The sequence below is a fragment of the Pseudomonas sp. HN2 genome, assembly GCF_020736465.1.
In the GTDB taxonomy this organism is placed as follows: Bacteria; Pseudomonadota; Gammaproteobacteria; order Pseudomonadales; family Pseudomonadaceae; genus Aquipseudomonas; species Aquipseudomonas moraviensis_A.
In genome coordinates this window covers 2,047,573-2,073,503 of sequence record NZ_CP085885.1, presented here as the reverse complement: position 1 = coordinate 2,073,503, position 25,931 = coordinate 2,047,573, and the positions used below count along the sequence as shown (strand labels likewise).

The following is a 25,931-nucleotide window of genomic DNA, read 5'->3' as shown; positions in this document are numbered from 1 at the left end:
GATCTCTCCAGCACTGACGACGATGCCCATTTGTCGAAAATGCGCGTTGACCTGTCAGACCTGACAGGTGCGCTCCCTTGTGGTTTGCGCTCTGATGAGGCCGTTGATCTTCACGTATCACCTTGGAACCCTGCAACCACACTCAGGAGCCTGGCCATGGACGAATCGTCAATGCTCGTCTTACCCGAAGCGGAAAAGGCGCCGTGGGCCGTGCCCGCCCTGTATGGACTGGCACCCTTTCGCAACGACGCCGCGCTGGCGGCTGCAGTGGATGATCGGCTGATGCCGTGGATCGAGCAGGTGGGGATTTTTCCGGGGCGGCACGACAAGGTCCGCGCCATGGCTTTCGGGCGCTTCGCCATGCTGTGTCATACCGACACCGATGAGCCCGATCGGCTGTTGCTGGCGGCACAATGTTTCGCCGCGCTGTTTGCCGTGGACGATTACTACTGCGACGACGAGCGAACCGGATCCGAGCCGAGCATGGTCGGGCCGCGCCTCTCTCTGGCGCTGGCAGCTCTGGAGCCGGTTCACTTGAGCGAACGATTTCGCCCGGGGCTTGAGCAGGCATTGAACAGTGATCCGGTGTTGGTCGCCCTGCGTGCCTGGCTGGCGCGGGTCGAGGCATTCGCGACAGCGGCGCAGGTTGCCCGCCTACGCCATGAAATCATTGCCATGTTCGTCACCATGACCGCCGAAGCGGCTTGGCGTATCGAAGGAATCACGCCCGCGCTCTGGGAATATCTGGCTCAACGGCAGGTCAACAGTTTCCTGCCGTGCCTGGCGCTGATCGACATCATCGGCGGGTATGAATTGCCCGCCAATGTCTACTGTTCATCCGCGGTGAGGCGCGTCACGACGCTGGCCGCCAGCGCCACGATCATTGCCAATGACCTGTTTTCCGCGCTGAAGGAACAGCAGGCGGGTATCGGCGATTTCAACCTGCCCTTGTTGCTGATCCGCGAACAGGGCTGCTCGCCCGCGCAGGCGATGGCACAAAGTGCTGCCGTTCACGATGAAATCATGCATCTGTATGAGTCGGCAGAACGAGCATTGTTGCCGCACGCCTCGCCGCGACTCAAACGCTACCTGCGCGGAATCAAGAGCTGGTTGGCCGGCAACGTCGAATGGCATCGCAGCAGTGGCCGCTATCAGGTCTGACGCTGGCGAACTTTTCATGGTTGCAGATGAACTCTCGCCGCCGGCCATCAGTCAGCTACTTAAGTCTCTGGAACCAAGGCGTGAATCGTCATGCAGATCTCCCTCGCTCATCAGGTGGCACTGGTCACCGGCGCCAGCTCCGGCATCGGCCATGGCGCCGCGAAAGCACTCGCCGCGGCCGGCGCTGCGGTCGTGATCAACTACAACAGCAGCGCCGGACCCGCTGAAGAACTGGCCGCGCAAATCAACGCCGAGGGCGGTAAAGCACTGGCTATCGGTGCCGACGTCTCGAAAGAGGACGAGGTCGAGCGGCTGTTCAAAGAGACCGTCGACGCGTTCGGCTCGCTGGACATTCTGGTGGCCAATTCCGGCCTGCAAAAAGACGCTGCCGCCGTGGACATGACGCTCGACGACTGGAACACGGTGATCGGCGTCAACCTCACCGGGCAGTTCCTCTGCGCACGTGCAGCGTTGCGGATTTTCCAGCGTCAGGGCGTGCGCGAAGGCGTGTCGCGCGCGGCGGGCAAGATCATTCACATGAGCTCGGTGCACCAGCGCATCCCATGGGCCGGGCATGTCAACTACGCGGCGTCCAAAGGCGGCGTCGATCAATTGATGCAGAGCCTCGCCCAGGAAGTCAGCCACCAGCGCATCCGCATCAACAGCATCGCGCCCGGTGCGATCAGCACTGCGATCAACGCTGACGCCACCGCAGGCGAAGCCGGCAAAAAGCTTCTCGAACTGATTCCCTACGGACGCATTGGTGACGTCGAGGACGTTGCCAATGCAGTGGTCTTCCTCGCTTCCGACCTGTCCGATTACATCGTCGGCACCACCCTGTTCATCGATGGCGGGATGAGCCTCTATCCGGAGTTTCGTGGCAATGGCTGAGCCTGAAATGGAACAACAGAGCGCCATCGGTGCTCACGGAATCATCGGCGACATGCGCAGCGCCGCGCTGGTCAACGACAAGGGCAGCGTGGATTTTTTCTGCTGGCCGGAGTTCGACAGCCCGACGATTTTCTGCTCGCTGCTCGATACCCCTGAAGCAGGCATTTTCCAGCTCGCGCCGGACTTGCCAGACGCACGCCGGGAACAGATTTATCTGCCCGACACCAACGTCTTGCAGACCCGTTGGCTGAGCGAACACGCCGTGGTGGAAATCACCGATCTGTTGCCAATAGGTGACGATGTCGATTCCCTGCCGTTGCTGATGCGCCGCGTGCGAGTAGTCAGCGGCTCGGCGACGTTCAATCTGCGTTGTGCGGTACGCCATGACTACGGCCGCGCCGAAACCCAGGCAGAGATGGACGCAAAGGACGTAACGTTCCATGCCGCTGGCCAGCCGTCGCTACGCCTGGCTTCAGATCAAACCCTGCAGGTCGGCGCACAGGCAGCCGTCGCGCAATTCACCCTCAAGCACAATGAAACCGCCGCGTTCATGCTCGGCGGCATTGATGATCCGCGTTTCACCGAGGGCGCTGCCGAGCTGTGCATGGAGCGCACATTGAAATACTGGCGCGGCTGGATCGGCCAATCCAACTATCGCGGCCGGTGGCGGGAAATGGTCAATCGCTCCGCCCTTGCCCTGAAACTGCTGACCTCCCGTCGCCAAGGTGCGATCCTCGCCGCCGCCACCTTTGGCCTGCCGGAAACCCCCGGGGGCGAGCGCAACTGGGATTATCGCTACACGTGGATTCGCGATGCGTCGTTCACGGTTTATGCGTTCATGCGCCTGGGCTTCGTCGACGAGGCCAACCACTACATGCAATGGTTGCGCGGACGGGTCAGCGATTGCTGCGGCAAACCGATGAAGCTCAACATCCTCTATGCCATCGACGGCCAGCAGGAGTTGCCGGAAACCGAACTCACGCACCTGGCCGGCCACGGCGGCGCGCGACCGGTGCGCATCGGCAACGGTGCCTACGAGCAGGTCCAGCTGGACATCTTCGGCGAACTGATGGACGCCGTGTACCTGGTCAACAAATACGGTGACGCGATTTCCCATGAAGGCTGGCGGCACGTCGGCGAAGTGGTCGATCAGGTCTGTGAGAACTGGCAGACCGAGGATGTCGGCATCTGGGAAATGCGCGGTGAGACCCATCATTTCCTGCACTCGCGGCTGATGTGCTGGGTGGCCCTGGACCGCGCGATCCGTCTGGCTTCCAAGCGTTCGCTGCCGGCGCCGTTCGCCCGTTGGGATCAGACCCGGCAAGCGATCTACACCGACATCTGGGACAACTTCTGGGATGAAGAACGCGGGCATTTCGTTCAGTACAAGGGCGGCACCGCGCTGGACGGCTCGATGCTGCTGATGCCGCTGGTGCGTTTCGTCAGCGCCAAGGACCCGCGCTGGCTCTCGACTCTGGAAGCGATCGAAAAAACCCTGGTGCGCGACGGCATGGTCTATCGCTATCGCAACGAAGACGCCAACATCGATGGCCTCAACGGCACCGAAGGCGCCTTCGCTGCATGCTCGTTCTGGTACGTCGAATGCCTCGCGCGCGCCGGGCAGGTGGAAAAAGCCCATCTGGAGTTCGAGCAGTTGCTGCGTTACGCAAACCCGCTGGGGCTGTACGCCGAAGAGTTCGACAGCCATGGCCGCCATCTGGGCAATACGCCACAAGCGCTGACGCATCTGGCGCTGATCAGTGCAGCGAGTTTTCTTGATCGCAAGTTGAGTGGCGAGAAGAGTTCCTGGCAGCCGTAATTGACATCAGGGGCTGTAGGAAACAGCCCTGATCAACGCCGAATTGTGGAATTGACGCCACGCAAACAGGCAACTGCTCCCAGCCTCTGTGGCGAGGGAGCTTGCTCCCGCCGGGTCGCGAAGCGCACCCGTCACTTGACTGCCCACTGACTGAAAGCCCCCGCAGCCACTGGCTTTGCGCCTGCTGCGCAGCCGAGCGGGTGCAAGCTCCCTCGCCACAGTTTCAAGCGTGGGCCGCTGCCGTGTTGGTTAAACAGAGCCTACGCAGACCTACCCGGCAACGTACGCTTACACGCCGAAATACCTTGTTGCCAGCCGTTACATCCACACCTACCATCCAACGCAACGGGCACAGCGGAGCTGTCCAACCACCCCCGAATTCAAGGAACCGGAATGCCTCACCATGTCCAGCGCAGCATCGACTCCCCTCTTCGCACCGGACTGAGCCGCACCCAGCTCTGGGAAGCTGCCGACCAAGGCCTGATCAAATGCTGGGAAATCGGCCGCCAGCGCGCCGAACGCTTCCCCGAACTGGCGCAGCGTTGCCTGGCCGGTGAATTGCCGGTGCTTGGCTGGAAGGGTGGCGTCAGCCGCAGTCTGAAGAAAAACGAGAAATACGGTTCGCTGAAATATCTCGCGCAGTGGCAAGGCTTGCGTGGCGAGGATCTGGATATTGATCTGGTGCAGGAGCGTTCGCTGACGTGCTCACGGACGATGATGAAGGTGACGTTTACCCCGGACCGGACGAAGTATTTCAATCAGGTGGCGGAAGTTGAGGCCTAGTGGCGCGCCAGGCATGCGTCTCGTCGGATGAGTTGAGCCGGGCAGTCCGTGCGCGGGTCCAGAGTATCTGCATGCGTTTCAAACGGAGTGGTTAGTCATGATCGAGTCCGCCCTCACCCCAACCCTGACCATCGCCTACGAAAATCATGGCCCGGACAACGGCGCGCCGGTAATTCTGCTCCACGGCTTCCCCTATTCCCCCCGCGCCTTCGACGAAGTCGCCCCGGCGCTGGCCGCGCAAGGCTATCGCGTTATCGTGCCATATTTGCGCGGTTATGGGCCGACCCGGTTCAACAGTCCGCAAACGCCGCGCTCAGGCCAGCAAGCTGCGCTCGCGCAGGATCTGCTCGATCTGATGGACGCGTTGGGCATCGAACAGGCGACGCTTTGTGGCTACGACTGGGGCGGTCGGGCGGCGTGTATTGTCGCGGCGTTGTTTCCGGCGCGGGTACGCGGGTTGGTGACCGGCGATGGCTATAACCTTCAAGACATTCCCCATTCGACTCAGCCACTGGACCCTGAGACCGAGCATCGGCTCTGGTATCAGTACTACTTCCACACGCCGCGTGGCGCCGAAGGTTTGAGGCAAAATCGCCGGGCATTGTGTCAGTTGCTCTGGCGGCTGTGGTCGCCGACATGGTCGCGAAGGGACGAACGCTACCCGCTGACCGCTGGCGCGTTTGATAATCCTGATTTCGTCGATGTGGTGATTCATTCCTACCGGCATCGTTTCGGCTATGCCTCGGGCGATCCGGCCCTGGAGTGGATGGAAGAAGCGCTGGCCAGACAGCCGGCGATCAGCGTGCCGAGCATTTCGCTGTGCGGCGCCGATGATGGCGTCGGCCCGCCTCCGGTGATTGATGAGGATGCCGAGCATTTCAGCGGCTTTTATGAGCGGCGGGTGCTCGCGGGTGTCGGCCATGACATTCCCGAGGAAGCGCCGCAGGAAACCCTCAAGGCGATACTGGATCTGTTACAGCGCTGACTGAAAACCGCTCGCGATACGCCTGTGGCGTCACGCCAATAGCCCGCAGAAAACTGCGCCGCAGTGTCTCTTCACTGCCAAACCCGCAATTGGCGGCGATGCGTTTGACCGGCAGGCCGGTATCGCTGAGCAGTCGCCGGGCGGTTTCGACGCGGATCAATTCGATCGCCCGCGCCGGGGTCTGGCCGGTGTCGGCGCGGTAGTGGCGGATGAAGCTGCGTTCGCTCATGCCGGCCTGTTCGGCGAGGGTCGGGATGCCGAGATCACAGGTCAGGTTCTCGGCGATCCAGGCGTGCAGCTCATCGAAGCGGTTGCCCTGCTGTTGCAGCGACAGCGTCACACTGAATTGCGACTGCCCGCCCGGGCGTTTGAGGAACACCACTAAATGCCGGGCCACGTCGAGGGCAATGTCGCGACCGAGGTCTTCTTCGACCATCGCCAGCGCCAGATCGATACCCGCCGTGACCCCGGCGGAAGTCCACACCGGGCCGTCGTTGATGAAGATCGGATTGGCTTCGACGCGCAGATTGGGATGCTGCTCGGCCAATTGTTCGCAGCGGGTCCAGTGCGTGACCACGCGGCGGCCGTCGAGCCAGCCGCTGGCCGCGAGCAGAAAGGCCCCGGTGCACACCGAAGCCACGCGCCGGCAGCCATGCGCATATTCACGCACCCAGTCGACCAGTTGCCGATCTTCCGATGCCGCATAAATGCCCCAGCCACCGGCGATGATCAATGTGTCGCTGGGTGTTTGCGGCAACGGTTCGGCGAGCACCGCCAACCCCGCCGACGACAGCACCGCCCCGCCACCGCTGGCGATCACGCTCGGCGCGTAGGGCGTCGGCAACCCGCGCTGGCGGGCGAGATCATTGGCCGAGGCAAACACCTGCAGCGGTCCGGTGACATCAAGGATCTGCATGTTGGCAAACGCGAGGACGTGAATGGCTTTAGGCATTTGGCGTAATTCGTGGGGTGATTGGCGTATGCGCCAGAACCTACGCGCCTACAGTGCAGTCGTCCACTTCTTTCAACGGAGCAAAAACGATGACGCTGCAGATCGGTTTTCTGTTATTCCCGCAGGTTCAGCAACTCGACCTGACCGGCCCCTACGACGTACTCGCCTCGTTGACCGGCGTGCAAGTGCATCTGGTCTGGAAGGACCTGATGCCGGTGACGTCCAGCACCGGCCTGCTGCTGAAACCGACGATAACCTTCGACGATTGCCCGGATCTGGACGTGATCTGCGTGCCCGGCGGTGGCGGCGTCGGGCCGTTGATGGAAGACCGGCAGACGCTGGATTTCATCAGGCGCCAGGCCGCCCAGGCACGTTATGTGACCTCGGTGTGCACCGGCTCGCTGGTACTTGGCGCGGCGGGTCTGCTGCAAGGCAAACGCGCGACCACCCATTGGGCGTATCACGAGTTGCTGCCGAAGCTGGGGGCGATTGCGGTGAAGGATCGGGTGGTGCGCGACGGCAATCTGTTTACCGGTGGCGGCATCACCGCCGGGATCGATTTTGCCTTGGTATTGGCCGCTGAATTGGTTGATGCGGATACCGCGCAGCTGGTGCAGTTGCAGCTGGAATACGCCCCGGCGCCGCCGTTCAATGCCGGCAGCCCGGACGTGGCACCGAGTGCAGTTGTCGACGAAGCACGGTTGCGCGCGGCGCCTTCGTTGAAGCTGCGTACCGAGATTACCGAGCGCGCGGCGGCCAAACTGAATCTGCGCTGATCTGCAGCCGAATGCAAAACCCTTGTAGGAGTGAGCCTGCTCGCGATAGCGGTCGATCAGCCAACATCTGCGCGGAATGACACACCGCTATCGCGAGCAGGCTCACTCCTACAGGGGATCCGGGGTTTGCCGTGATGTCTGATCGTTCCCACGCTCTGCGTGGGAATGCAGCCGGGGACGCTCCGCGTCCCACAGCCTCAAGATCGCAGCCTTCGGCAGCTCCTACAGGTCGGTGTGAAATTATCAGCGGCGGTTTTCTCGCTGCCCTTCACTTGTCCCCACCCCCTCGCCCGTGTAGAAAGCCCCTTCCAGAATTTCGCACAAGGACTTTCGATGAAGGCGCTGCCCTGGCTCTATCTTGCGCTGCTCGGCCTCGGTTACGGACTGGCCCTGAGCTACGGCCAACTCGGTTGGCTGGCATTGATCTCCGTGGGGCTTTTGCTGTTCGCCGCGTTCGCCGTGCGCCAGCAACAGGTGCCGGTCGCGCGCTGGCTCGGCCACGGCCTGTTTGTCGTCCTGGCCCTGGCACTGGCGCTGCACTGGCTGCCGGGTTTCGCCAACGGCCGCGCGATCAATCCACAACGTTTCACTGAAAACGCCGTGCCGTTCGCGATGTACCTCAATCTCGACAAACCGCTGGTGGGTTTCTGGCTGCTGCTGGTGTGCCCGTGGATCGTTGCGCGGCGGTCGTTGCGACTGACGGTCTACGCCACCGCCCTCGCCCTGACGCTGTGCGCGATTCTCGCCCTCGGCGGTGCGCTGCTGCTCGGCGTGATTGCCTGGGCGCCAAAGTGGCCGGATCAGGCCTGGCTCTGGGTGCTGAACAATCTGCTGCTGGTGACGCTGGTCGAGGAAGCGCTGTTTCGCGGCTATATACAGGGCGGACTCAGCCGTCGTCTCAAGCACTTGCCGTATGGCGACAACCTCGCGCTGCTGTCGGCCTCACTGTTGTTCGGTCTGGTGCATGCCGGCGCCGGCTGGACCTGGGTGTTGCTGGCGGGACTGGCCGGGGTCGGCTATGGTCTGGCCTACCGTTTCGGCGGACTGGGCGCGGCGATCGCCACGCATTTCGGCTTGAACCTGTTGCACTTCGGCCTGTTCACCTATCCGATGCTGGCCAGTTGACGCAAGCGCCGTTTTGCGACGCCGTACTTAATTCTGAAAAAAAACTTCAATAAAAACCTGTCAGCGCCGACAACCTTTCAAAGCCTTGCGGATTGAAAAACCATGCGTAACAACCAGCCCATTACACAACGCGAGCGGACCTTTCCAGCTCAGCAACGGTTGATTTCCACCACCGATGCCAAGGGCGTGATCACCTACTGCAACGACGCGTTCGTTGAAATCAGCGGGTTTTCGCGGGAGGAGCTGATCCGGGCGCCGCACAATCTGGTCCGTCACCCTGACGTGCCGTCGGCGGTGTTCTCGCACATGTGGGGCACATTGAAACAAGGCTTGCCATGGATGGGCATTGTCAAGAATCGCTGCAAATCCGGTGACCACTATTGGGTTAACGCCTACGTCACGCCGGTGTTTGATGGCAGCCAGGTAATCGGTTACGAGTCGGTGCGCGTCAAACCCACCGCCGAACAGATCCGCCGCGCCGAAGCGCTCTACCAACGCATCAACCAGGGCAAGTCGGCGATTCCTTCGACGGACAAATGGCTGCCGATCCTGCAGGACTGGTTGCCGTTCATTCTGGTCAGCCAGTTGAGCTTCATGATCGGCGCGACGCTGAACTCGCAGTGGGGCTTCGCCCTTGCCGCCGGTCTGTCGGTGCCGCTGGGCCTGATGGGCCTGCAATGGCAGCAACGCGGGCTCAAGCGCCTGCTGCGCCTCGCCGAGCAGACCACCTCCGACCCGCTGATCGCGCAAATGTACACCGACAGCCGTGGCGCCCAGGCGCGTCTGGAGATGTCGATCCTCAGCCAGGAAGCGCGCCTGAAAACCTGCCTGACCCGTCTGCAGGACACCGCCGAACACCTGACCGATCAGGCCAAGCAGTCTGATGCCCTGGCGCACAACAGCTCGACCGGCCTGGAACGCCAGCGCGTGGAAACCGAACAGGTCGCCACCGCCGTCAACCAGATGGCCGCCACCACCCAGGAAGTCGCCAGCCACGTACAACGCACCGCTGACGCCACCCAGGAAGCCAACCGCCTGACCGGCCGTGGCCGCGACATCGCCGGGGAAACCCGCGAAGCCATTCAGCGTTTGTCCGTGGTTGTTGGGGAAACCGGCCTGACCGTGACGCAACTGGCCAAGGACAGCGACGAAATCGGCGGCGTGGTCGACGTGATCAAAGGCATCGCCGACCAGACCAACCTGCTTGCCCTTAACGCCGCCATCGAGGCTGCACGTGCCGGCGAGATGGGCCGCGGTTTCGCCGTGGTGGCAGATGAAGTTCGTCAACTGGCGCAACGTACCAGCGAATCCACCGGGCAGATTCACGCGCTGATCGCCAAGTTGCAACAGACCGCGTCCAGCGCTGTGCAAACCATGGAAGCCGGACATCGTCAGGCCGAAGAAGGCGTGGCTCGGGTACTGGAGGCGGATCAGGCCCTGGTCGGGATCAGTGAAGCGGTGGCCAACATCACCGACATGACCACACAGATTGCTGCCGCGACCGAAGAGCAAAGTGCCGTGGCTGAAGAAATCAGCCGCAACATCAGCAATATCTCGGAACTGGCGGATCAGACCTCGGAACAGGCGCACAACTCGGCGTTGCTCAGTGAAGAGCTGACCAAGACGGCGAATACGCAATATTCGTTGGTGGAGCGGTTTAACCGCTAAAAGCAAAAGATCGCAGCCTTCGGCAGCTCCTACATTGGAATGCATGTTCCTGTAGGAGCTGCCGAAGGCTGCGATCTTTTGATCTTCAAAGCCCGGACGGCGAAAGCTTCCGGGTTTTTTGTTGCCTATGTGAAATCAATGGCATCTGGCAGACCGCCATCGCGAGCAGGCTCACTCCTACAGGGGATCTGCGGTGACCACAGCTTTTGTGTCCAACGACAATCCCTTGTAGGAGCGAGCCTGCTCGCGATGAGGCCATAACAGCCGGCGAAATTACTGAGGCAACTTCAGCTTATCCAACAGTCGATTGACCAACAGCTCGTTGAGCATGATTACCTGTTGCAGCGCCAGCAGTGGTTTGCGTTCCGGGCCGCCTATCGAGTTGGCGATGTTACCGGCCATGGCATGGGCGTAGGAAAGCGACTCGCAAGCCTCGACCAGCAGGGTTTCGTCATCCAGCGTGGGGTCTACAACATAGACGGGGCGATATTTTGGCGAGCTTGGTGGAGCGGCCAGATCTTCGGGTTTGAGGTAGTAGTCGAGGGCGCGGTCGGTGGCTTCCTGGACTTTTTGCGGATCGAGTGCGGGGTCGTGGGGGATCGGCGGGTTGGGGGTTACTTTGAACATAGATGAAGCTCCTACTTAGAAAATGAGGAGTCATCACTCTCGCTACCAAACGAGGGTGGCGACCATACGCAGGTTGGTAGACCGGTCTAAGCAGGAAACCCGGCGCTCCCGAAGGAGCCCCACGCATGGCCACCATAAATCGAGTCTCTATAGAGACTGCCTATGGCGTCATGACGCTTAGAGACGGGCTACCAAACCCGATCACTGCTTTTTTTCAGTGACCGAGAAACGATATAGCCAACCTCTTAGCCGTGTAAGCCGGCGGATTCTGGCGTACGCGTAGGCAACGGCGCAAGGAGTTGTAGCCGGGATGGCGTAACGGATCGTGTAGTTTAAACGCGCGAACAAAATCATGTTTACACACAGGAAATGCCGGACCGAGCACGCTTCCGGCTCTTTATCGTGTCAGCGAAATCGCCCCTCACCCTAACCCTCTCCCGGAGGGAGAGGGGACTGAACCGAGGTGTTTGGGAGAGCTACGCCGACGTGCAATACCGCGTTGAACTCAGGCTTTGAAAACCACACATATCGGCCCCCTCTCCCTCGGGAGAGGGCTGGGGTGAGGGGCAGCAACAACACAAATCAAAAGCCGAACATCCACGCTTTTCACCACTCAATAGGCCGAGTGTCAGCTCGCCTGCTCTTGATCTGGATCCACGGGCGACGTCGGAAGGCTGAGTGGAGGGATTGATCCGGGGGTGGGAGCGCAGCGACCGTCTGGCGCAGCCAGACACAGCGGAAGGAGGTGCAGCGAAGCAAACCGGAGCCGCTGCGCCCGGATCGATCCCGCAGCGAAGGGACCCGAGCCTGCGAGGGCCGAACGCAGGAGCAAGCCTTTTTGGTTACTTTTTCGGCGTTTGGAAAAAGTGACCCGCCGTCAGGGCGGAACCCTAAGGAGCCGTTACGGCAGCAACGGATATGCCCCCAAAAGCAAGATCAACAGCTACCCCAACCCTGTCCCCCAAGGGGGCGAGGGGGGAAAGGGAGCAGATCTTCATGCAACGCAAAATCCCGGCCCGGCTCAAAATCAGTCACGGAGAAATTCAGCCACCTTCCGCGCAGCACCCGCCAAATGATCGGAATGCGTAAAGCCAGAAGCCTTGAGCGGCTTCAAATCATGATCCCCCGCCGCCAGCCACATCACCTCAATACTCGGTGACAAAGTGTAAGCCTCGACAGCTTCACGATTACCCAGAGCATCCCGCTCCCCCTGCACAATCAGCGTCCGCGTGCGCAACGAAGCCAAATGCTCCACCCGCGGTTTCTCCGGCTTCCCAGCCGCATAAAACGGATAGCCCAGACACACCAACCCATCAGCCCCCAACTCATCCGCCACCAGACTCGCCATCCGCCCGCCCATCGACTTGCCGCCAATCGCCAACGGCCCAGCGACATGACGCCGCACCACCGCAAACACCTCCCGCCAACATTCCTGCAGCTTGCCAGCAGGATTCGGCGGCCGCTTCACCCCATCCACCCGCCGCTGCGCCATATACGGAAACTCAAACCGCAACACATTCACCCCAAGCCCCGCCAGGCGCCCAGCCATGTCATTCATCCAGTCACTATCCATCGGCGCCCCCGCTCCATGCGCAAGTATCAGAGTCGCAAAAGCCTCGCCACCAGCGGCATCCCACAGCCACCCATGATCACGCACACATTGCGCCCATTGATCCCCGTCAATACTGGCCTTGTGCTGTTTGTCCATGCTTGCCTCGCTTTTAGTCTGCCTATAACTCCAGGCGAAGGATTCGCGCCGTTTGCGCGCGCTCACTTCGGCTGAACCGTGGATGGGGAACCATGAACACTTCTATCAGTACCGCCTACAACTACAAGGTGGTCCGCCAATTCGCCATTATGACGGTGGTGTGGGGCATCGTCGGCATGGGCCTCGGGGTTTTTCTCGCGGCGCAATTGGTCTGGCCGGAACTCAACTTCAATTTGCCATGGACCAGTTTCGGCCGTCTGCGCCCGCTGCACACCAACGCGGTGATCTTCGCTTTCGGTGGCTGCGCGCTGTTCGCCAGCTCTTTCTACTCGGTGCAACGCACCTGCCAGACGCAATTGTTCGCGCCGAAAATCGCCGCGTTCTGCTTCTGGGGCTGGCAACTGGTGATCCTGCTGGCAGCGATCAGCCTGCCGCTGGGTTACACCAGTTCCAAGGAATACGCCGAGCTGGAATGGCCGATCGACATCCTCATCACCATCGTCTGGGTCGCCTACGCCATTGTGTTCTTCGGCACGATCATGCAGCGCAAGACCAAACACATCTATGTCGGCAATTGGTTCTTCGGCGCGTTCATCATCACCGTGGCGATTCTGCACATCGTCAACAACCTTGAGTTGCCAGTGAGTTTCACCAAGTCCTATTCGGTTTACGCCGGTGCCACCGACGCGATGGTGCAATGGTGGTACGGCCACAACGCTGTGGGCTTTTTCCTCACCGCCGGCTTCCTCGGCATGATGTATTACTTCGTGCCGAAACAGGCCGAGCGTCCGGTGTACTCGTATCGCCTGTCGATCGTGCACTTCTGGGCGCTGATCACCCTGTACATCTGGGCCGGCCCGCACCACTTGCACTACACCGCGCTGCCGGACTGGGCGCAGTCGCTGGGCATGGTGATGTCACTGATCCTGCTGGCACCGAGCTGGGGCGGCATGATCAACGGCATGATGACCCTCTCGGGCGCCTGGCATAAGTTGCGCAGCGACCCGATCCTGCGCTTCCTCGTGGTGTCGCTGGCGTTCTACGGCATGTCGACCTTCGAAGGGCCGATGATGGCGATCAAGACCGTCAACGCCCTCTCCCACTACACCGACTGGACCATCGGCCACGTTCACGCCGGCGCGCTCGGCTGGGTGGCGATGATCTCCATCGGCGCGCTGTACCACATGATCCCGAAAATCTTCGGCAAGACGCAGATGCACAGCGTCGGCCTGATCAACGCGCATTTCTGGCTCGCGACCATCGGCACCGTGCTCTACATCGCCTCGATGTGGGTCAACGGCATCGCCCAGGGCTTGATGTGGCGCGCGGTCAACGAGGACGGCACGCTGACGTATTCCTTCGTCGAAACCCTGGTGGCCAGCCATCCGGGCTTTGTCGTGCGCCTGATCGGTGGGGCGATTTTCCTCAGCGGCATGTTGCTGATGGCTTACAACACCTGGCGCACCGTGCGGGCCTCGCAGCCTGCTGAAGTCGTCGCTGCCGCGCAGATGGCCTGAGGAGTCCGCCATGAAACACGAAACCATTGAAAAGAACGTCGGCCTGCTGATGCTGCTGATGGTGTTCGCCGTGAGCATCGGCGGCCTGACCCAGATCGTCCCGCTGTTCTTCCAGGACGTCACCAACAAACCGGTGGAGGGCATGAAGCCCTACACCGCGCTGCAACTGGAAGGCCGCGACATCTATATCCGCGAAGGCTGCGTCGGTTGCCACTCGCAGATGATCCGCCCGTTCCGCGCCGAAACCGAGCGTTACGGGCACTACTCGGTAGCGGGCGAAAGCGTTTGGGATCACCCGTTCCTGTGGGGCTCGAAACGTACCGGGCCGGATCTGGCCCGGGTCGGCGCGCGCTACTCGGATGACTGGCACCGCGCGCACTTGTACAACCCGCGCAACGTCGTGCCGGAATCGAAGATGCCGGCTTATCCATGGCTGGTCACCCAGGCTGTCGACAGCAGCCACACCGAAACCAAGCTGAAAACCATGCGCACCCTCGGCGTGCCGTACACCGACGACGACATCAGCGGCGCGGTCGCCAGCCTCAAGGGCAAGACTGAAATGGACGCCCTCGTTTCCTACCTGCAAGTGCTCGGCACTGCAATCAAGAGCAAGAGGTGAGCCATGGTCATTGAAATGAGTGCAGGCCTGATCCGCGGCCTCGGCACGGTCGTAGTGTTCGTCGCTTTCGTCGGTTTGACCCTGTGGGTGTTCAACCGCAAGCGCACCGCCGAGTTCGCCGAAGCACGCCTGCTGCCGTTCGCCGACGAACCTCAACCCGAAACCATTTCCGCCCCTGAAACAAGGAGTACCCGGCCATGACCACCTTCTGGAGTACGTGGATCTGCGTCCTGACCCTCGGCAGCCTGATCGGCCTGACCTGGCTGCTGATCGGCACGCGCCGGGGCGAAACCAAGGGCAGCGTCGACCAGACCATGGGCCACAGCTTCGACGGCATCGAGGAATACGACAATCCGCTGCCGCAGTGGTGGTTCATGCTGTTCGCCGGCACACTGGTGTTCTCGGTGGGCTATCTGATTCTGTATCCGGGCCTGGGCAACTGGAAAGGCATCCTGCCCGGTTACGAGGATGGCTGGACCGGCGTGCACGAGTGGGAAAAGGAGATGAACAAGGCGGACGCCCGGTTCGGGCCGATCTTCGCCAAATTCGCTGCCATGCCCGTGGAAGAAGTGGCCAAAGATCCGCAGGCGCTGAAAATGGGCGGTCGCTTGTTCGCCTCCAACTGCTCGGTGTGCCACGGCTCCGACGCCAAGGGCGCATTCGGGTTCCCTAACCTCGCCGACAGCGACTGGCGCTGGGGCGGCGAGGCCGAGACGATCAAGACCACCATCCTGGGCGGACGGATGGCGGCGATGCCGGCCTGGGGCGAAGTGCTCGGTGAAGCCGGGGTGAAAAACGTCGCAGCCTACGTGCGCCACGCGTTGGCCGGCCTGCCGCTACCCGCCGACAGCAAGGCGGATCTGCAAGCCGGGCAGCAAGCGTTCAGCACCACTTGCGTGGCGTGCCACGGCGCAACTGGCCAAGGCACTCCCGCGATGGGCGCACCGAATCTTACCCATCCGACCGGCTTCATCTACGGCACCAGCCTGACCCAACTGGAACAGACCATTCGCCATGGCCGCCAAGGACACATGCCGGCGCAGAGTGAGTTGCTGGGCAATGATAAGGTGCAATTGCTGGCCGCTTACGTGTACAGCCTGAGCCACAGGTTGAATACAGAAATCCTGGCAATTGAAGACGCAAAGAAATAAAACCTGCGTACACAACTGCCGCGACTTTTTCGTTGCGGCAGTTTCCCGCCCCATTGCGACGCATTGTCGCACCCCTTCCCACCTCACCTTTCGGTTCGCCTGATTCAGGTCTACGCTTGTTCAAGAGCGGATTGGTGCGTGACAGTTTCAGATCACTCCCGCGCGATGCGGCCGCTGAACCGGCTGACGGATTCGCCGCAAGGGCAGGTAGATAACGGCTGTTGCGCCGAATGCCTTTCGTCCCCCGATCATGACGTCGAAAAAGACGCCGTCGATGGCCATCCGAACTCCGCGTTTTCTTCACTCACAGCGACATTTTGACAGGGGCCGTTTTGACCCTACACGGCGCATGGAAAGGCCGCAGAATCAGCGCTGGAAAGCATTGACCCAGGTCATGGCGCGTTGCAATGACCCCCTGCTCTCTGCATACTTGCGGCCGATTCCAATCCTAATAAAACACCCAAACCGTGGAACCTTAGAATGAGCACAGCAATCAGTCCGACTGCTTATAACTATAAGGTAGTCCGCCAGTTCGCCATCATGACGGTGGTCTGGGGGATCCTTGGCATGGGGCTCGGTGTCTTCATTGCCTCGCAACTGGTCTGGCCGGAATTGAACTTCGGTCTGCCGTGGACGAGCTTTGGACGCCTGCGCCCGTTGCACACAAACCTGGTGATTTTCGCCTTCGGCGGTTGTGCACTGTTTGCCACCTCCTACTATGTCGTGCAGCGAACCTGCCAGACGCGACTGATTTCCGACAGCCTCGCAGCCTTCACCTTCTGGGGCTGGCAAGCGGTCATCGTCGGCGCCATCATCACCTTGCCGCTGGGTTACACCACCACCAAGGAATACGCCGAACTGGAATGGCCGATCGCCATTTTGCTGGCCATTGTCTGGGTCACCTACGGTCTGGTGTTCTTCGGCACCATCGCCAAGCGCAAGACCAAGCACATCTATGTCGGCAACTGGTTCTACGGCGCGTTCATCGTCGTCACCGCGATGCTGCACATCGTCAACCACATGTCGTTGCCGGTCAGCCTGTTCAAATCGTACTCGGCCTACTCCGGCGCCACTGACGCGATGATCCAGTGGTGGTACGGCCACAACGCGGTGGGTTTCTTCCTGACCACCGGTTTCCTCGGGATGATGTACTACTTCGTGCCGAAACAGGCCGAACGTCCGATCTATTCCTATCGCCTGTCGATCGTGCACTTCTGGGCGCTGATCACCCTGTACATCTGGGCCGGCCCGCACCACCTGCACTACACCGCCCTGCCGGACTGGGCACAATCGCTGGGCATGGCGATGTCGATCATTCTCCTGGCGCCGAGCTGGGGCGGCATGATCAACGGCATGATGACCCTGTCGGGCGCCTGGCATAAATTGCGCACCGACCCGATCCTGCGCTTCCTGGTGGTATCGCTGGCGTTCTACGGCATGTCGACCTTCGAAGGGCCGATGATGGCGATCAAGACCGTCAACTCGCTTTCGCACTACACCGACTGGACCATCGGCCACGTACACGCCGGCGCACTCGGCTGGGTGGCGATGATTTCCATCGGCGCGATCTATCACATGATCCCGAAACTGTTCGGCCGGGCGCAGATGCACAGCATCGGGCTGATCAACGCGCACTTCTGGCTCGCGACCATCGGCACCGTGCTCTACATCGCCTCGATGTGGGTCAACGGCATCACCCAGGGCCTGATGTGGCGTGCAATCAACGATGACGGCACCCTCACCTACTCGTTCGTCGAAGCGCTGCAGGCCAGCCACCCGGGCTTCATCGTCCGTGCGCTGGGCGGTGCTTTCTTTGCCAGCGGCATGCTGCTGATGGCTTACAACGTGTACCGCACCGTTCGTGCGTCGGATCCGGTTGAAGCCGAAGCCGCCGCCAAGATTGCCGTCGTTGGAGCTCACTGATGAAGCATGAAGCTGTCGAGAAGAATATTGGCCTGCTGGCCTTCTTCATGGTCATCGCCGTCAGCGTCGGTGGCCTGACCCAAATTGTTCCGCTGTTCTTCCAGGACGTCACCAACAAGCCGGTCGAGGGCATGAAGCCACGCTCGGCGCTGGAGCTGGAAGGCCGCGACGTGTACATCGCCAACGGTTGTGTCGGCTGCCACTCGCAGATGATCCGCCCGTTCCGCGCTGAAACCGAACGCTATGGCCACTATTCGGTTGCCGGTGAAAGCGTCTGGGACCACCCGTTCCTGTGGGGTTCCAAACGTACCGGTCCGGACCTGGCCCGTGTGGGCGGTCGTTACTCCGATGACTGGCAACGTGCGCACTTGTACAACCCGCGCAACGTGGTCCCCGAGTCGAAAATGCCGGCTTACCCGTTCCTCGTGGAAAACAAGCTCGACGGCAAGGAAACCGCGAAGAAAATGGAAGTATTGCGCACCCTCGGCGTGCCTTATACCGACGAAGACATCGCCGGTGCTCAGGAGGCCGTGAAGGGCAAGACCGAAATGGACGCGCTGGTGGCCTACCTGCAAGGCCTGGGCACCATCATCAAAAGCAAACGGTGAATCTGATGGATATCGGGATGATTCGAGGCCTGGGCACCGTTGTCGTGATGGTGGCCTTCATCGGTCTGGCCTTGTGGGTGTTCAGCCCCAAGCGCAAGTCGGAGTTTGACGACGCGACCATGTTGCCTTTTGCAGATGATCCCGAAGCCATCAAGCACGTCGAGCAAGCTTCTAGGAGTAACAAAGAATGACTACATTCTGGAGTCTGTACGTCACAGTCCTCAGTCTCGGTACGATCTTCGCACTGACCTGGCTGCTGCTGTCGACCCGCAAGGGCCAGCGCAGCGAACAGACGGACGAGACGGTCGGCCACTCCTTCGACGGGATCGAGGAGTACGACAACCCGCTGCCGAAATGGTGGTTCATGCTGTTCGTCGGCACCATCGTGTTCGCCCTGGGTTACCTGGTGCTGTACCCCGGCCTGGGCAACTGGAAAGGTCTGCTGCCGGGCTACAACTATCTCGATACCGAGAAGCAGACCGCGTTCGCCAATGGCCAGACCGGCTGGACCGGCGTCCACGAATGGGAAAAGGAGATGGCCCGTTCCGACGCTCGCTTCGGTCCGATCTTCGCCAAGTTCGCGGCGATGCCGATCGAAGAAGTTGCCAAGGATCCGCAAGCACTGAAGATGGGTGGCCGTCTGTTCGCCTCCAACTGCTCGGTGTGCCACGGTTCCGACGCCAAGGGCGCCTACGGCTTCCCCAACCTGACCGACGCCGACTGGCGCTGGGGCGGCGAGCCGGAAACCATCAAGACCACCATCATGGGCGGCCGCCACGCGGTGATGCCGGCCTGGGCGGAAGTGATCGGCGAGCAAGGCGTGGCCGACGTGGCGGCCTTCGTGGTGACCAACCTCGACGGGCGCAAACTGCCGGAAGGCACCAAGGCCGACCCGGCCAATGGCGGCAAACTCTTCGCCGCCAACTGCGTGGCCTGCCACGGCCCTGCCGGCAAAGGCACCCCGGCCATGGGCGCGCCAGACCTGACCCACCCGGGCGCATTCATCTACGGCTCGAGCTTCGCGCAACTGCAACAGACCATCCGTTACGGCCGTCAGGGCCAGATGCCGGCGCAGGAACAACTGCAGGGCAATGACAAGGTTCACCTGCTGGCGGCGTATGTATACAGCTTGTCCCACGGTGAAAAAGCACCGGAGGCAAAGGCTGAATAAGTCCAACGCTTGAAGCATAAAAGGCCCCGCCAATCAGATTGGCGGGGCCTTTTTTCATGGTGGCATTCATGATTCGAAACGTTTGCTCGATGGACATTTCCAGCCGCGAGTTTAATCACGACACCCGTGCAGCCAAAAAAGCCACAGATCAAGGTCCAGTAATCATTACTGACCGAGGCAGGCCTGCCCACGTATTGCTCAGCATTGAGGAGTACCAGAAACTGACCGGCTGCCAGACCAGCATCGTTGAGCTACTGGCGATGCCGAATGCGGCTGAAATCGAATTCGCCCTATCACCGGCGGGGCTTTTTCATGGGCGTTGGGCAAAAACCGAATGCACTGGCGTGGTGTCGATCAGAGTCCGCTCACGCCATTGGTTGTTCTCTACCAGATAGATCTGCAACTGCTTGCGATCCTCGGTAAAGCTCGCAGTCAGATAGGTCTGCTGGGACGTACTGCCGCTCAGGTACATCGGCACACTGCCCTGCCAGTAGGCGTCACCGCCATCTGTATGCAAATGGCCGGCAAAGATCGCCGTCACCTGGTATTTGTTGACCATGTCACGGAAACGCTTCAGTTGCTCGGGGCTGCCCTTGTGCCTCAGCGGCTTATGCATATTGATGATGATTGCATAGCCCTGAGCTCGCGCTAACCTGAGATCTGTCTCAAGCCAGTCCAGTGCGTCGTTGATTTCGAATGTCGTCGGGTTCAGCGCATGGGCAATCCGTGTGGTGTAGGTCGGCTCGTTATTGAGCTGGACCAAATGCACTTCCCCGACATTTTTCGAATAGGCGAGACTGCCGGAATACGTTTTGCTCAGAAAGCCGCCAGTAATCTCCAGGTCGAAGTTATCGACTTTACCTTCATGATGTTCTTTGAACTCGACGATGCTGCCTGCTGCACAGCTGTTACTGAAACAGTCATCGACATTATTTTCATAGTCGTGATTGCCCAGCCCGTACAAGTAGTCACCACCGAAATACTTGTTCAATGCCGCCTTCATATAAGACCGCTGCCAGCCATGACCAAAAGCGGTGATATCGCCATTGATCATCAGAGGTACCTGCGCTTGAGAGCCGTGCTGGTTTCTGAATTCGGCAATGCTCGCAAGTTGGCTTTCAACCAGCCATTTCGAGCGCTCCTTGAATTCCGAATCCGATTCCGGTTCGCGGCTATCGGTCTTGTCTGTCCACGGATATTGGGTATCCGAAGCAAAGACCATGTGTTTGGGCAGGCCAGTAGCCGCGTGAGCGGTAATAGCCGAAACCAGCAAGCAAGCACTTATATAAATGCGCACAAGATTATTGAAAACCATACGTTAAATTCCATTTAGATTGATTATTTAAACGCGAAACATGCTTCGCGAGGAGCCAACTTATTCGAACACAACGAAAACTTCAAAGCTCTTGCAAACAACAATCAAGTGAATATATTTCAGACCAAACAACTTACAACATACATATCAACTGAAACCTGTCGCTTAGTGCCGGGCCAGGCACCGTCAAAGAATCCCACCGATTACTTGTAATCAAACTTGCCGAATCAATGGCTGTGGTGTGAACAAGCGATTAAAAAAGATGAACTAGCCGCTTCGGCAAAACCGTCCATACTCAACAAGTCAATTGATCTGCGTCAGGCTTTTCCGCAATCGCTACACCATTCGGATTTTTTACCCAACGCGACCAAAGGTCGCACCCTTGAGCCAGAGCGGCAGGCGTATCATCGCGCTACTGCAACAGCCCTTTTTGACCTTGGTTGGCACGTATCGACCGGGGCATTTTTCCACTGCCGTGGGATGCAATGATGAGCAATCAGATTCCGGTACACGACGTCACGCCGCCGAACAAGAACGCGAACAACAGCGTCGATCTTTATGCCTCAAGAGAAAAAATCTACACCCGCGCCTTCACCGGCCTGTTCCGCAATTTGCGGATGCTCGGCGGTGCAGCGCTGTTTCTGCTGTACTTCGGTACGGTGTGGCTGAACTGGGGCGGGCACCAGGCGGTGTGGTGGAACCTGCCGGAGCGCAAGTTCTTCATCTTCGGCGCCACCTTCTGGCCACAGGATTTCATTCTGCTCTCGGGCCTGTTGATCATTGCCGCGTTCGGCCTGTTCTTCATCACGGTCTACGCCGGACGCGTCTGGTGCGGTTACACCTGCCCGCAGAGCGTGTGGACGTGGATTTTCATGTGGTGCGGAAAGGTCACCGAAGGCGACCGCAACCAGCGCATCAAACTCGACAAGGCGCCGATGAGCGCCAACAAATTCCTGCGCAAACTGGCCAAGCACTCGCTGTGGCTGCTGATCGGTTTTGTCACCGGCATGACTTTTGTGGGCTACTTTTCGCCGATCCGCGAACTGGTCATCGAATTCTTCACCGGCCAGGCCGATGGCTGGTCGTATTTCTGGGTCGGTTTTTTCACCCTCGCCACGTACGGCAATGCCGGTTGGTTGCGTGAGCAGGTGTGCATCTACATGTGCCCGTATGCGCGTTTCCAGAGCGTAATGTTCGACAAGGACACGCTGATCGTTTCCTACGACCCGCGCCGTGGCGAGAGCCGTGGGCCGCGCAAGAAAGGCATCGACTACAAGGCCCTGGGGCTGGGCGATTGCATCGACTGCACGATGTGCGTGCAGGTCTGCCCCACCGGCATCGACATCCGCGATGGTCTGCAGATCGAGTGCATCGGCTGCGCCGCGTGCATCGACGCCTGCGACAGCATCATGGACAAGATGGATTACCCGCGCGGGCTGATCAGCTACACCACCGAACACAACCTCTCCGGGCAGAAAACCCATAAACTGCGCCCGCGCCTGATCGGCTACGCCGTGGTGCTGTTGGCGATGATCAGCCTGTTGGTCGCCGCGTTCTTCATGCGCTCGCTGGTCGGTTTCGATGTCAGCAAGGACCGCGTGCTGTACCGCGAAAACGCCGAAGGCCGGATCGAGAACGTCTACAGCCTGAAGATCATGAACAAGGATCAGCGCGATCACACTTACCTGCTGCAAGCCGAGGGCCTGCCGGACCTGCGCCTGCAAGGCAAGCGCGAGATTAAGGTGGCTGCCGGGGATATCGTCAGCATGCCGGTCGAATTGTCGAGCGCACCGGAACAACTGCCATCGAGCACCAACGAGGTGAAATTCATCCTCAAGGACGCCGATGACGAAAGCGTCCACGTTGAAGCCAAGAGCCGATTCATCGGCCCACAAATCCGTTGAGAGAATTTTGAACATGCCCGCTGCAAACGCCGCAAGTCCCTGGTACAAGCACCTCTGGCCGTGGATCATCATCGCCATCCTCGCCTGCTCGGTGGCCTTGACCCTGTCCATGGTGACCATCGCGGTGAACAACCCGGACAATCTGGTCAACGACAACTATTACGAAGCGGGCAAAGGCATCAACCGCTCACTGGACCGTGAACTGCTGGCGCAAACCCTGAAACTGCGTGCGGCGGTGCATCTGGATGACGTGACCGGCGAAGTCGATCTGCGCCTGAGCGGAGACAGCCAGCCGCAAACCCTCGAATTGAACCTGATCTCGCCGACCCAACCGGAGAAGGATCGCAAGATCGTGCTGACCCGCAGTGACAGCGATACCGGCCGCTACATTGGCCAACTGAGTGACAAGGTTGAGGGGCGGCGGTTTGTCGAGCTGCTCGGCAGCCAGGATGAACACGTGTGGCGCATGTTTGAAGAAGAACTGGTCAGCCATGACAAGGAACTGCTGCTGGGTGATGAGCCATTGCAGGGTGCGGAAGACCTGAAGAAGTGAATCAAGGTCTAGAGCCCCTCACCCTAGCCCTCTCCCTGAGGGAGAGGGGACTGATCTCGGCTGATTGGAAGCGTGGCGTATGACAGTGACAATGTCGGCGACTGAAGCCGCTTTTCCGGCTCACACCGATCGGCTTCCTCTCCCTCCGGGAGAGGGCTGGGGTGAGGGCAAGCGGATACACCCAATGCAAGGGCTCACACCCTCAACGATGCCATGACCACCCCACTTGCCTGCTACCACTGCGCCCTGCCCGTCCCGTCCGGCAGTCGCTTCACCGCCGTCGTCCTCGGGCAGGCCCGCGAGTTCTGCTGCCCGGGCTGTCAGGCGGTGGCCGAGGCCATCGTCGCCGCAGGGCTGGAAAGTTATTACCAGCATCGCAGCGAAGCCTCGGCCAATCCCGAAGCGCTGCCGGTGCAACTGACCGATGAACTGGCGCTGTACGACCGCGCCGACGTGCAACAACCCTTCGTCCGCCACGAAGGCGATCTGGCCGAAACCACCTTGTTGATGGAAGGCATCAGTTGCGCCGCCTGCGGCTGGCTGATCGAGAAACACCTGTGCACCCTGCCCGGCGTCGCCGAAGTGCGGCTGAACCTGTCCAACCATCGCCTGCACGTGCGCTGGGCCGACGCTCAACTGCCGCTGAGCCAGATCCTCGCTGAACTGCGCCACATCGGTTACGCCGCCCATCCCTATCACGCCGATCGCGCCAGCGAACAACTGGCCAGCGAGAATCGCCTGGCCCTGCGCCAACTCGGCGTTGCCGGGCTGCTGTGGTTTCAGGCGATGATGGCGACCATGGCCACCTGGCCGGAATTCAATATTGACCTCAGCCCCGAGCTGCACACGATCCTGCGCTGGGTCGCGCTGTTTCTGACCACGCCGATCGTGTTCTACAGCTGCGCGCCGTTCTTCAAAGGGGCGATGCGCGATTTGCGTACCCGCCACCTGACCATGGACGTCTCGGTGTCGCTGGCGATCGGCAGCGCTTATATCGCCGGGATCTGGACGTCGATCACCGGGGTCGGCGAGCTGTACTTCGATGCGGTCGGCATGTTCGCGCTGTTTCTGCTCGCCGGGCGTTATCTGGAACGCCGCGCCCGCGAGCGCACCGCCGCTGCCACTGCGCAACTGGTGAACCTGTTGCCGGCCTCGTGCCTGCGCCTGGATAGCAACGGTCAGAGCGAACGCATCCTGCTCAGCGAGCTGCGTCTCGGCGAGCGGATTCTGGTGCCGCCCGGTTCGATTCTGCCGGCTGACGGCAAGATCATCGATGGCCAATCGAGCATCGACGAATCGCTGCTGACTGGCGAATACCTGCCGCAACCGCGTGCGCTGGGTGATGCGGTCACCGCCGGTACCCTCAACGTTGAAGGCGCATTGACCGTGGAAGTGCAGGCGCTGGGGCAGGACACGCGGCTCTCCGCGATCGTGCGCCTGCTCGATCGCGCTCAGGCGGAAAAGCCGCGTCTGGCAGAAATCGCCGACCGCGCCGCGCAGTGGTTTTTGCTGCTGTCGCTGATCGCCGCGGCAGCGATCGGCCTGCTGTGGTGGCAGCTGGATTCATCGCGGGCGTTCTGGATCGTCCTCGCCATGCTGGTGGCGACCTGTCCGTGTGCGCTGTCGCTGGCGACTCCGACTGCACTCACCGCCGCCACCGGCACGCTGCACAAACTCGGGCTGCTGCTAACCCGCGGCCACGTCCTGGAAGGGCTGAACCAGATCGACACGGTAATCTTCGACAAGACCGGCACGCTCACCGAAGGGCGCTTGGTACTGCGTTCGATTCGCCCGCTCGGCGCGCTCGACAGCGAGCAATGCCTGAGCCTCGCCGCCGCGCTGGAAAACCGTTCGGAACACCCGATTGCCCGGGCTTTCGGCCGCGCACCATTGGCCGCTGAAGAGGTGCACAGCAGCCCGGGACTGGGCCTTGAAGGAATGGTCGGTGAACGACGCTTGCGTATCGGTCAGGCGCAGTTCGCCTGTGCCCTGAGCGGCGCGGCACTGCCGTCGATGCCCGACGAGGCCGGGCAATGGCTGCTGCTCGCCGACACCCACGGCCCGCTGGCGTGGCTGGTCCTCGATGATCGCCTGCGTGACGACGCCCCCGCCCTGCTCGCGGCCTGCAAAGCGCGGGGCTGGCGCACCTTGCTGTTGTCCGGCGACAGTTCGCCGATGGTCGCCAGTGTCGCCGCTGAACTGGGTATCGACGAGGCCCGCGGCGGTTTGCGCCCCGATGACAAACTGCAAGTGCTGCAGCAACTGCACAAGGAAGGTCGCAAGGTGCTGATGCTCGGCGACGGCGTCAACGACGTGCCGGTGCTGGCCGCGGCCGACATCAGCGTGGCGATGGGTTCGGCCACCGATCTGGCAAAAACCAGCGCCGATGCGGTGTTGCTGTCCAACCGTCTCGGCGCCTTGGTGCAAGCTTTCACGCTGGCGCGACGTACGCGCCGGGTAATCATCGAAAACCTGCTGTGGGCGGCGCTGTACAATGGCCTCATGTTGCCGTTCGCCGCCCTCGGCTGGATCACTCCGGTGTGGGCGGCGGTCGGCATGTCGATCAGTTCGCTGACCGTGGTGCTCAACGCCCTGCGCCTGACTCGCCTGCCGAGCGCGCCGGCCGCCAGCAGCCCGACCCACACCCGCCCGCTGCCGGCCTGAGCCGCGCGGGC

At 60.8% G+C, this 25,931-nt stretch carries 25 protein-coding genes and 1 pseudogene; 21 read left to right on the top strand and 5 right to left on the bottom strand.

Going from position 1 to position 25,931, the window contains the following annotated elements; all coding sequences use genetic code 11:
- Window positions 1-156: 156 nt before the first annotated feature.
- The 5 genes from LIS66_RS09230 (at window position 157) to LIS66_RS09210 (ending at window position 5,639) form a co-directional block, all read left to right on the top strand.
- A complete protein-coding gene (locus LIS66_RS09230) occupies window positions 157-1,161 on the top strand; it encodes a family 2 encapsulin nanocompartment cargo protein terpene cyclase (RefSeq protein WP_123418665.1) in 1,005 nt (334 codons plus the stop codon).
- Window positions 1,162-1,251: 90 nt separating this feature from the next.
- Window positions 1,252-2,052, top strand: a complete 801-nt coding sequence (locus LIS66_RS09225) for an SDR family oxidoreductase (protein WP_227974052.1) — start codon at window positions 1,252-1,254, stop codon at window positions 2,050-2,052.
- Entirely contained in the window at window positions 2,045-3,871 is a 1,827-nt protein-coding gene (locus LIS66_RS09220; RefSeq protein ID WP_227974051.1) for a glycoside hydrolase family 15 protein, read from the top strand. Before LIS66_RS09225 ends, LIS66_RS09220 begins: the two co-directional genes overlap by 8 nt.
- Before the next feature lie 393 nt (window positions 3,872-4,264).
- On the top strand, window positions 4,265-4,654 hold the full coding sequence (locus LIS66_RS09215) for a hypothetical protein (protein WP_227974050.1): 390 nt from the start codon (window positions 4,265-4,267) through the stop codon (window positions 4,652-4,654).
- 97 nt (window positions 4,655-4,751) lie between these two features.
- The gene (locus LIS66_RS09210) at window positions 4,752-5,639 is read left to right on the top strand and encodes an alpha/beta fold hydrolase (protein WP_227974049.1); all 888 of its coding nucleotides are present in this window, start codon (window positions 4,752-4,754) and stop codon (window positions 5,637-5,639) included.
- Here the strand turns inward: LIS66_RS09210 and LIS66_RS09205 are convergent.
- A complete protein-coding gene (locus LIS66_RS09205) occupies window positions 5,608-6,591 on the bottom strand; it encodes a GlxA family transcriptional regulator (protein WP_227974048.1) in 984 nt (327 codons plus the stop codon). The genes LIS66_RS09210 and LIS66_RS09205 overlap by 32 nt on opposite strands.
- A gap of 89 nt (window positions 6,592-6,680) precedes the next feature.
- Between LIS66_RS09205 and inhA the strand changes: the two genes are divergently transcribed.
- The 3 genes from inhA (at window position 6,681) to LIS66_RS09190 (ending at window position 10,160) form a co-directional block, all read left to right on the top strand.
- Window positions 6,681-7,367 carry an isonitrile hydratase gene (inhA, locus tag LIS66_RS09200; protein ID WP_227974047.1) on the top strand — a complete coding sequence of 229 codons (687 nt, stop codon included), beginning with the start codon at window positions 6,681-6,683 and terminating at the stop codon, window positions 7,365-7,367.
- 333 nt (window positions 7,368-7,700) lie between these two features.
- Complete coding sequence (locus LIS66_RS09195) at window positions 7,701-8,492, top strand: CPBP family intramembrane glutamic endopeptidase (protein ID WP_042608405.1); 792 nt, start codon at window positions 7,701-7,703, stop codon at window positions 8,490-8,492.
- Between the two features lie 102 nt (window positions 8,493-8,594).
- Window positions 8,595-10,160 carry a methyl-accepting chemotaxis protein gene (locus tag LIS66_RS09190; RefSeq protein ID WP_042608406.1) on the top strand — a complete coding sequence of 522 codons (1,566 nt, stop codon included), beginning with the start codon at window positions 8,595-8,597 and terminating at the stop codon, window positions 10,158-10,160.
- Between the two features lie 273 nt (window positions 10,161-10,433).
- Here LIS66_RS09190 and LIS66_RS09185 read toward each other — a convergent pair whose 3' ends face one another.
- Complete coding sequence (locus tag LIS66_RS09185) at window positions 10,434-10,787, bottom strand: DUF6124 family protein (protein ID WP_042608407.1); 354 nt, start codon at window positions 10,785-10,787, stop codon at window positions 10,434-10,436.
- A gap of 1,027 nt (window positions 10,788-11,814) precedes the next feature.
- The gene (locus LIS66_RS09180) at window positions 11,815-12,495 is read right to left on the bottom strand and encodes an alpha/beta family hydrolase (RefSeq protein WP_227974046.1); all 681 of its coding nucleotides are present in this window, start codon (window positions 12,493-12,495) and stop codon (window positions 11,815-11,817) included.
- 92 nt (window positions 12,496-12,587) lie between these two features.
- Here LIS66_RS09180 and ccoN (LIS66_RS09175) point away from each other — a divergent pair, with 92 nt between their 5' ends.
- From ccoN (LIS66_RS09175) to ccoP (LIS66_RS09160), 4 genes are read left to right on the top strand one after another with little or no spacing between them, the layout of a single operon-like run.
- Window positions 12,588-14,012 (top strand): cytochrome-c oxidase, cbb3-type subunit I, encoded by a 1,425-nt coding sequence (gene ccoN, locus LIS66_RS09175; protein WP_042608409.1) that lies wholly within the window; start codon window positions 12,588-12,590, stop codon window positions 14,010-14,012.
- 10 nt (window positions 14,013-14,022) lie between these two features.
- Complete coding sequence (ccoO, locus tag LIS66_RS09170) at window positions 14,023-14,631, top strand: cytochrome-c oxidase, cbb3-type subunit II (RefSeq protein WP_003223389.1); 609 nt, start codon at window positions 14,023-14,025, stop codon at window positions 14,629-14,631.
- A 3-nt stretch (window positions 14,632-14,634) separates the two neighbouring features.
- Window positions 14,635-14,832 carry a cbb3-type cytochrome oxidase subunit 3 gene (locus tag LIS66_RS09165; protein ID WP_227974045.1) on the top strand — a complete coding sequence of 66 codons (198 nt, stop codon included), beginning with the start codon at window positions 14,635-14,637 and terminating at the stop codon, window positions 14,830-14,832.
- On the top strand, window positions 14,829-15,782 hold the full coding sequence (gene ccoP, locus LIS66_RS09160) for a cytochrome-c oxidase, cbb3-type subunit III (RefSeq protein WP_227974044.1): 954 nt from the start codon (window positions 14,829-14,831) through the stop codon (window positions 15,780-15,782). Before LIS66_RS09165 ends, ccoP (LIS66_RS09160) begins: the two co-directional genes overlap by 4 nt.
- Before the next feature lie 147 nt (window positions 15,783-15,929).
- Here ccoP (LIS66_RS09160) and LIS66_RS27730 read toward each other — a convergent pair whose 3' ends face one another.
- Entirely contained in the window at window positions 15,930-16,064 is a 135-nt protein-coding gene (locus LIS66_RS27730) for a hypothetical protein (RefSeq protein WP_265583222.1), read from the bottom strand.
- Between the two features lie 198 nt (window positions 16,065-16,262).
- Here LIS66_RS27730 and ccoN (LIS66_RS09155) point away from each other — a divergent pair, with 198 nt between their 5' ends.
- From ccoN (LIS66_RS09155) to LIS66_RS09135, 5 genes and pseudogenes are all read left to right on the top strand, one after another.
- Complete coding sequence (ccoN, locus tag LIS66_RS09155) at window positions 16,263-17,705, top strand: cytochrome-c oxidase, cbb3-type subunit I (protein ID WP_227974043.1); 1,443 nt, start codon at window positions 16,263-16,265, stop codon at window positions 17,703-17,705.
- A complete protein-coding gene (gene ccoO / locus LIS66_RS09150; RefSeq protein WP_042608413.1) occupies window positions 17,705-18,313 on the top strand; it encodes a cytochrome-c oxidase, cbb3-type subunit II in 609 nt (202 codons plus the stop codon). Before ccoN (LIS66_RS09155) ends, ccoO (LIS66_RS09150) begins: the two co-directional genes overlap by 1 nt.
- A gap of 5 nt (window positions 18,314-18,318) precedes the next feature.
- Complete coding sequence (locus tag LIS66_RS09145) at window positions 18,319-18,504, top strand: CcoQ/FixQ family Cbb3-type cytochrome c oxidase assembly chaperone (protein ID WP_016775513.1); 186 nt, start codon at window positions 18,319-18,321, stop codon at window positions 18,502-18,504.
- Window positions 18,501-19,484, top strand: a complete 984-nt coding sequence (gene ccoP / locus LIS66_RS09140) for a cytochrome-c oxidase, cbb3-type subunit III (RefSeq protein WP_042608414.1) — start codon at window positions 18,501-18,503, stop codon at window positions 19,482-19,484. Before LIS66_RS09145 ends, ccoP (LIS66_RS09140) begins: the two co-directional genes overlap by 4 nt.
- Before the next feature lie 89 nt (window positions 19,485-19,573).
- A pseudogene (locus tag LIS66_RS09135) lies at window positions 19,574-19,771 on the top strand (type II toxin-antitoxin system Phd/YefM family antitoxin); the annotation flags it as partial.
- A 23-nt stretch (window positions 19,772-19,794) separates the two neighbouring features.
- Here the strand turns inward: LIS66_RS09135 and LIS66_RS09130 are convergent.
- Entirely contained in the window at window positions 19,795-20,799 is a 1,005-nt protein-coding gene (locus tag LIS66_RS09130; protein ID WP_042608415.1) for a metallophosphoesterase family protein, read from the bottom strand.
- A 219-nt stretch (window positions 20,800-21,018) separates the two neighbouring features.
- On the opposite strand from LIS66_RS09130, the gene LIS66_RS09125 reads away from it, so the two are divergent.
- From LIS66_RS09125 to LIS66_RS09110, 4 genes are all read left to right on the top strand, one after another.
- Window positions 21,019-21,288 carry a hypothetical protein gene (locus LIS66_RS09125; RefSeq protein ID WP_227974042.1) on the top strand — a complete coding sequence of 90 codons (270 nt, stop codon included), beginning with the start codon at window positions 21,019-21,021 and terminating at the stop codon, window positions 21,286-21,288.
- On the top strand, window positions 21,288-22,703 hold the full coding sequence (gene ccoG, locus LIS66_RS09120; RefSeq protein WP_227974041.1) for a cytochrome c oxidase accessory protein CcoG: 1,416 nt from the start codon (window positions 21,288-21,290) through the stop codon (window positions 22,701-22,703). The genes LIS66_RS09125 and ccoG overlap by 1 nt, the downstream gene beginning before the upstream one ends.
- A gap of 13 nt (window positions 22,704-22,716) precedes the next feature.
- A complete protein-coding gene (locus tag LIS66_RS09115) occupies window positions 22,717-23,256 on the top strand; it encodes a FixH family protein (protein WP_227974040.1) in 540 nt (179 codons plus the stop codon).
- 213 nt (window positions 23,257-23,469) lie between these two features.
- Window positions 23,470-25,920: a heavy metal translocating P-type ATPase gene (locus LIS66_RS09110; protein WP_227974039.1), complete on the top strand. Its 2,451-nt coding sequence runs from the start codon at window positions 23,470-23,472 to the stop codon at window positions 25,918-25,920.
- The last annotated feature ends 11 nt before the right edge of the window (window positions 25,921-25,931 follow it).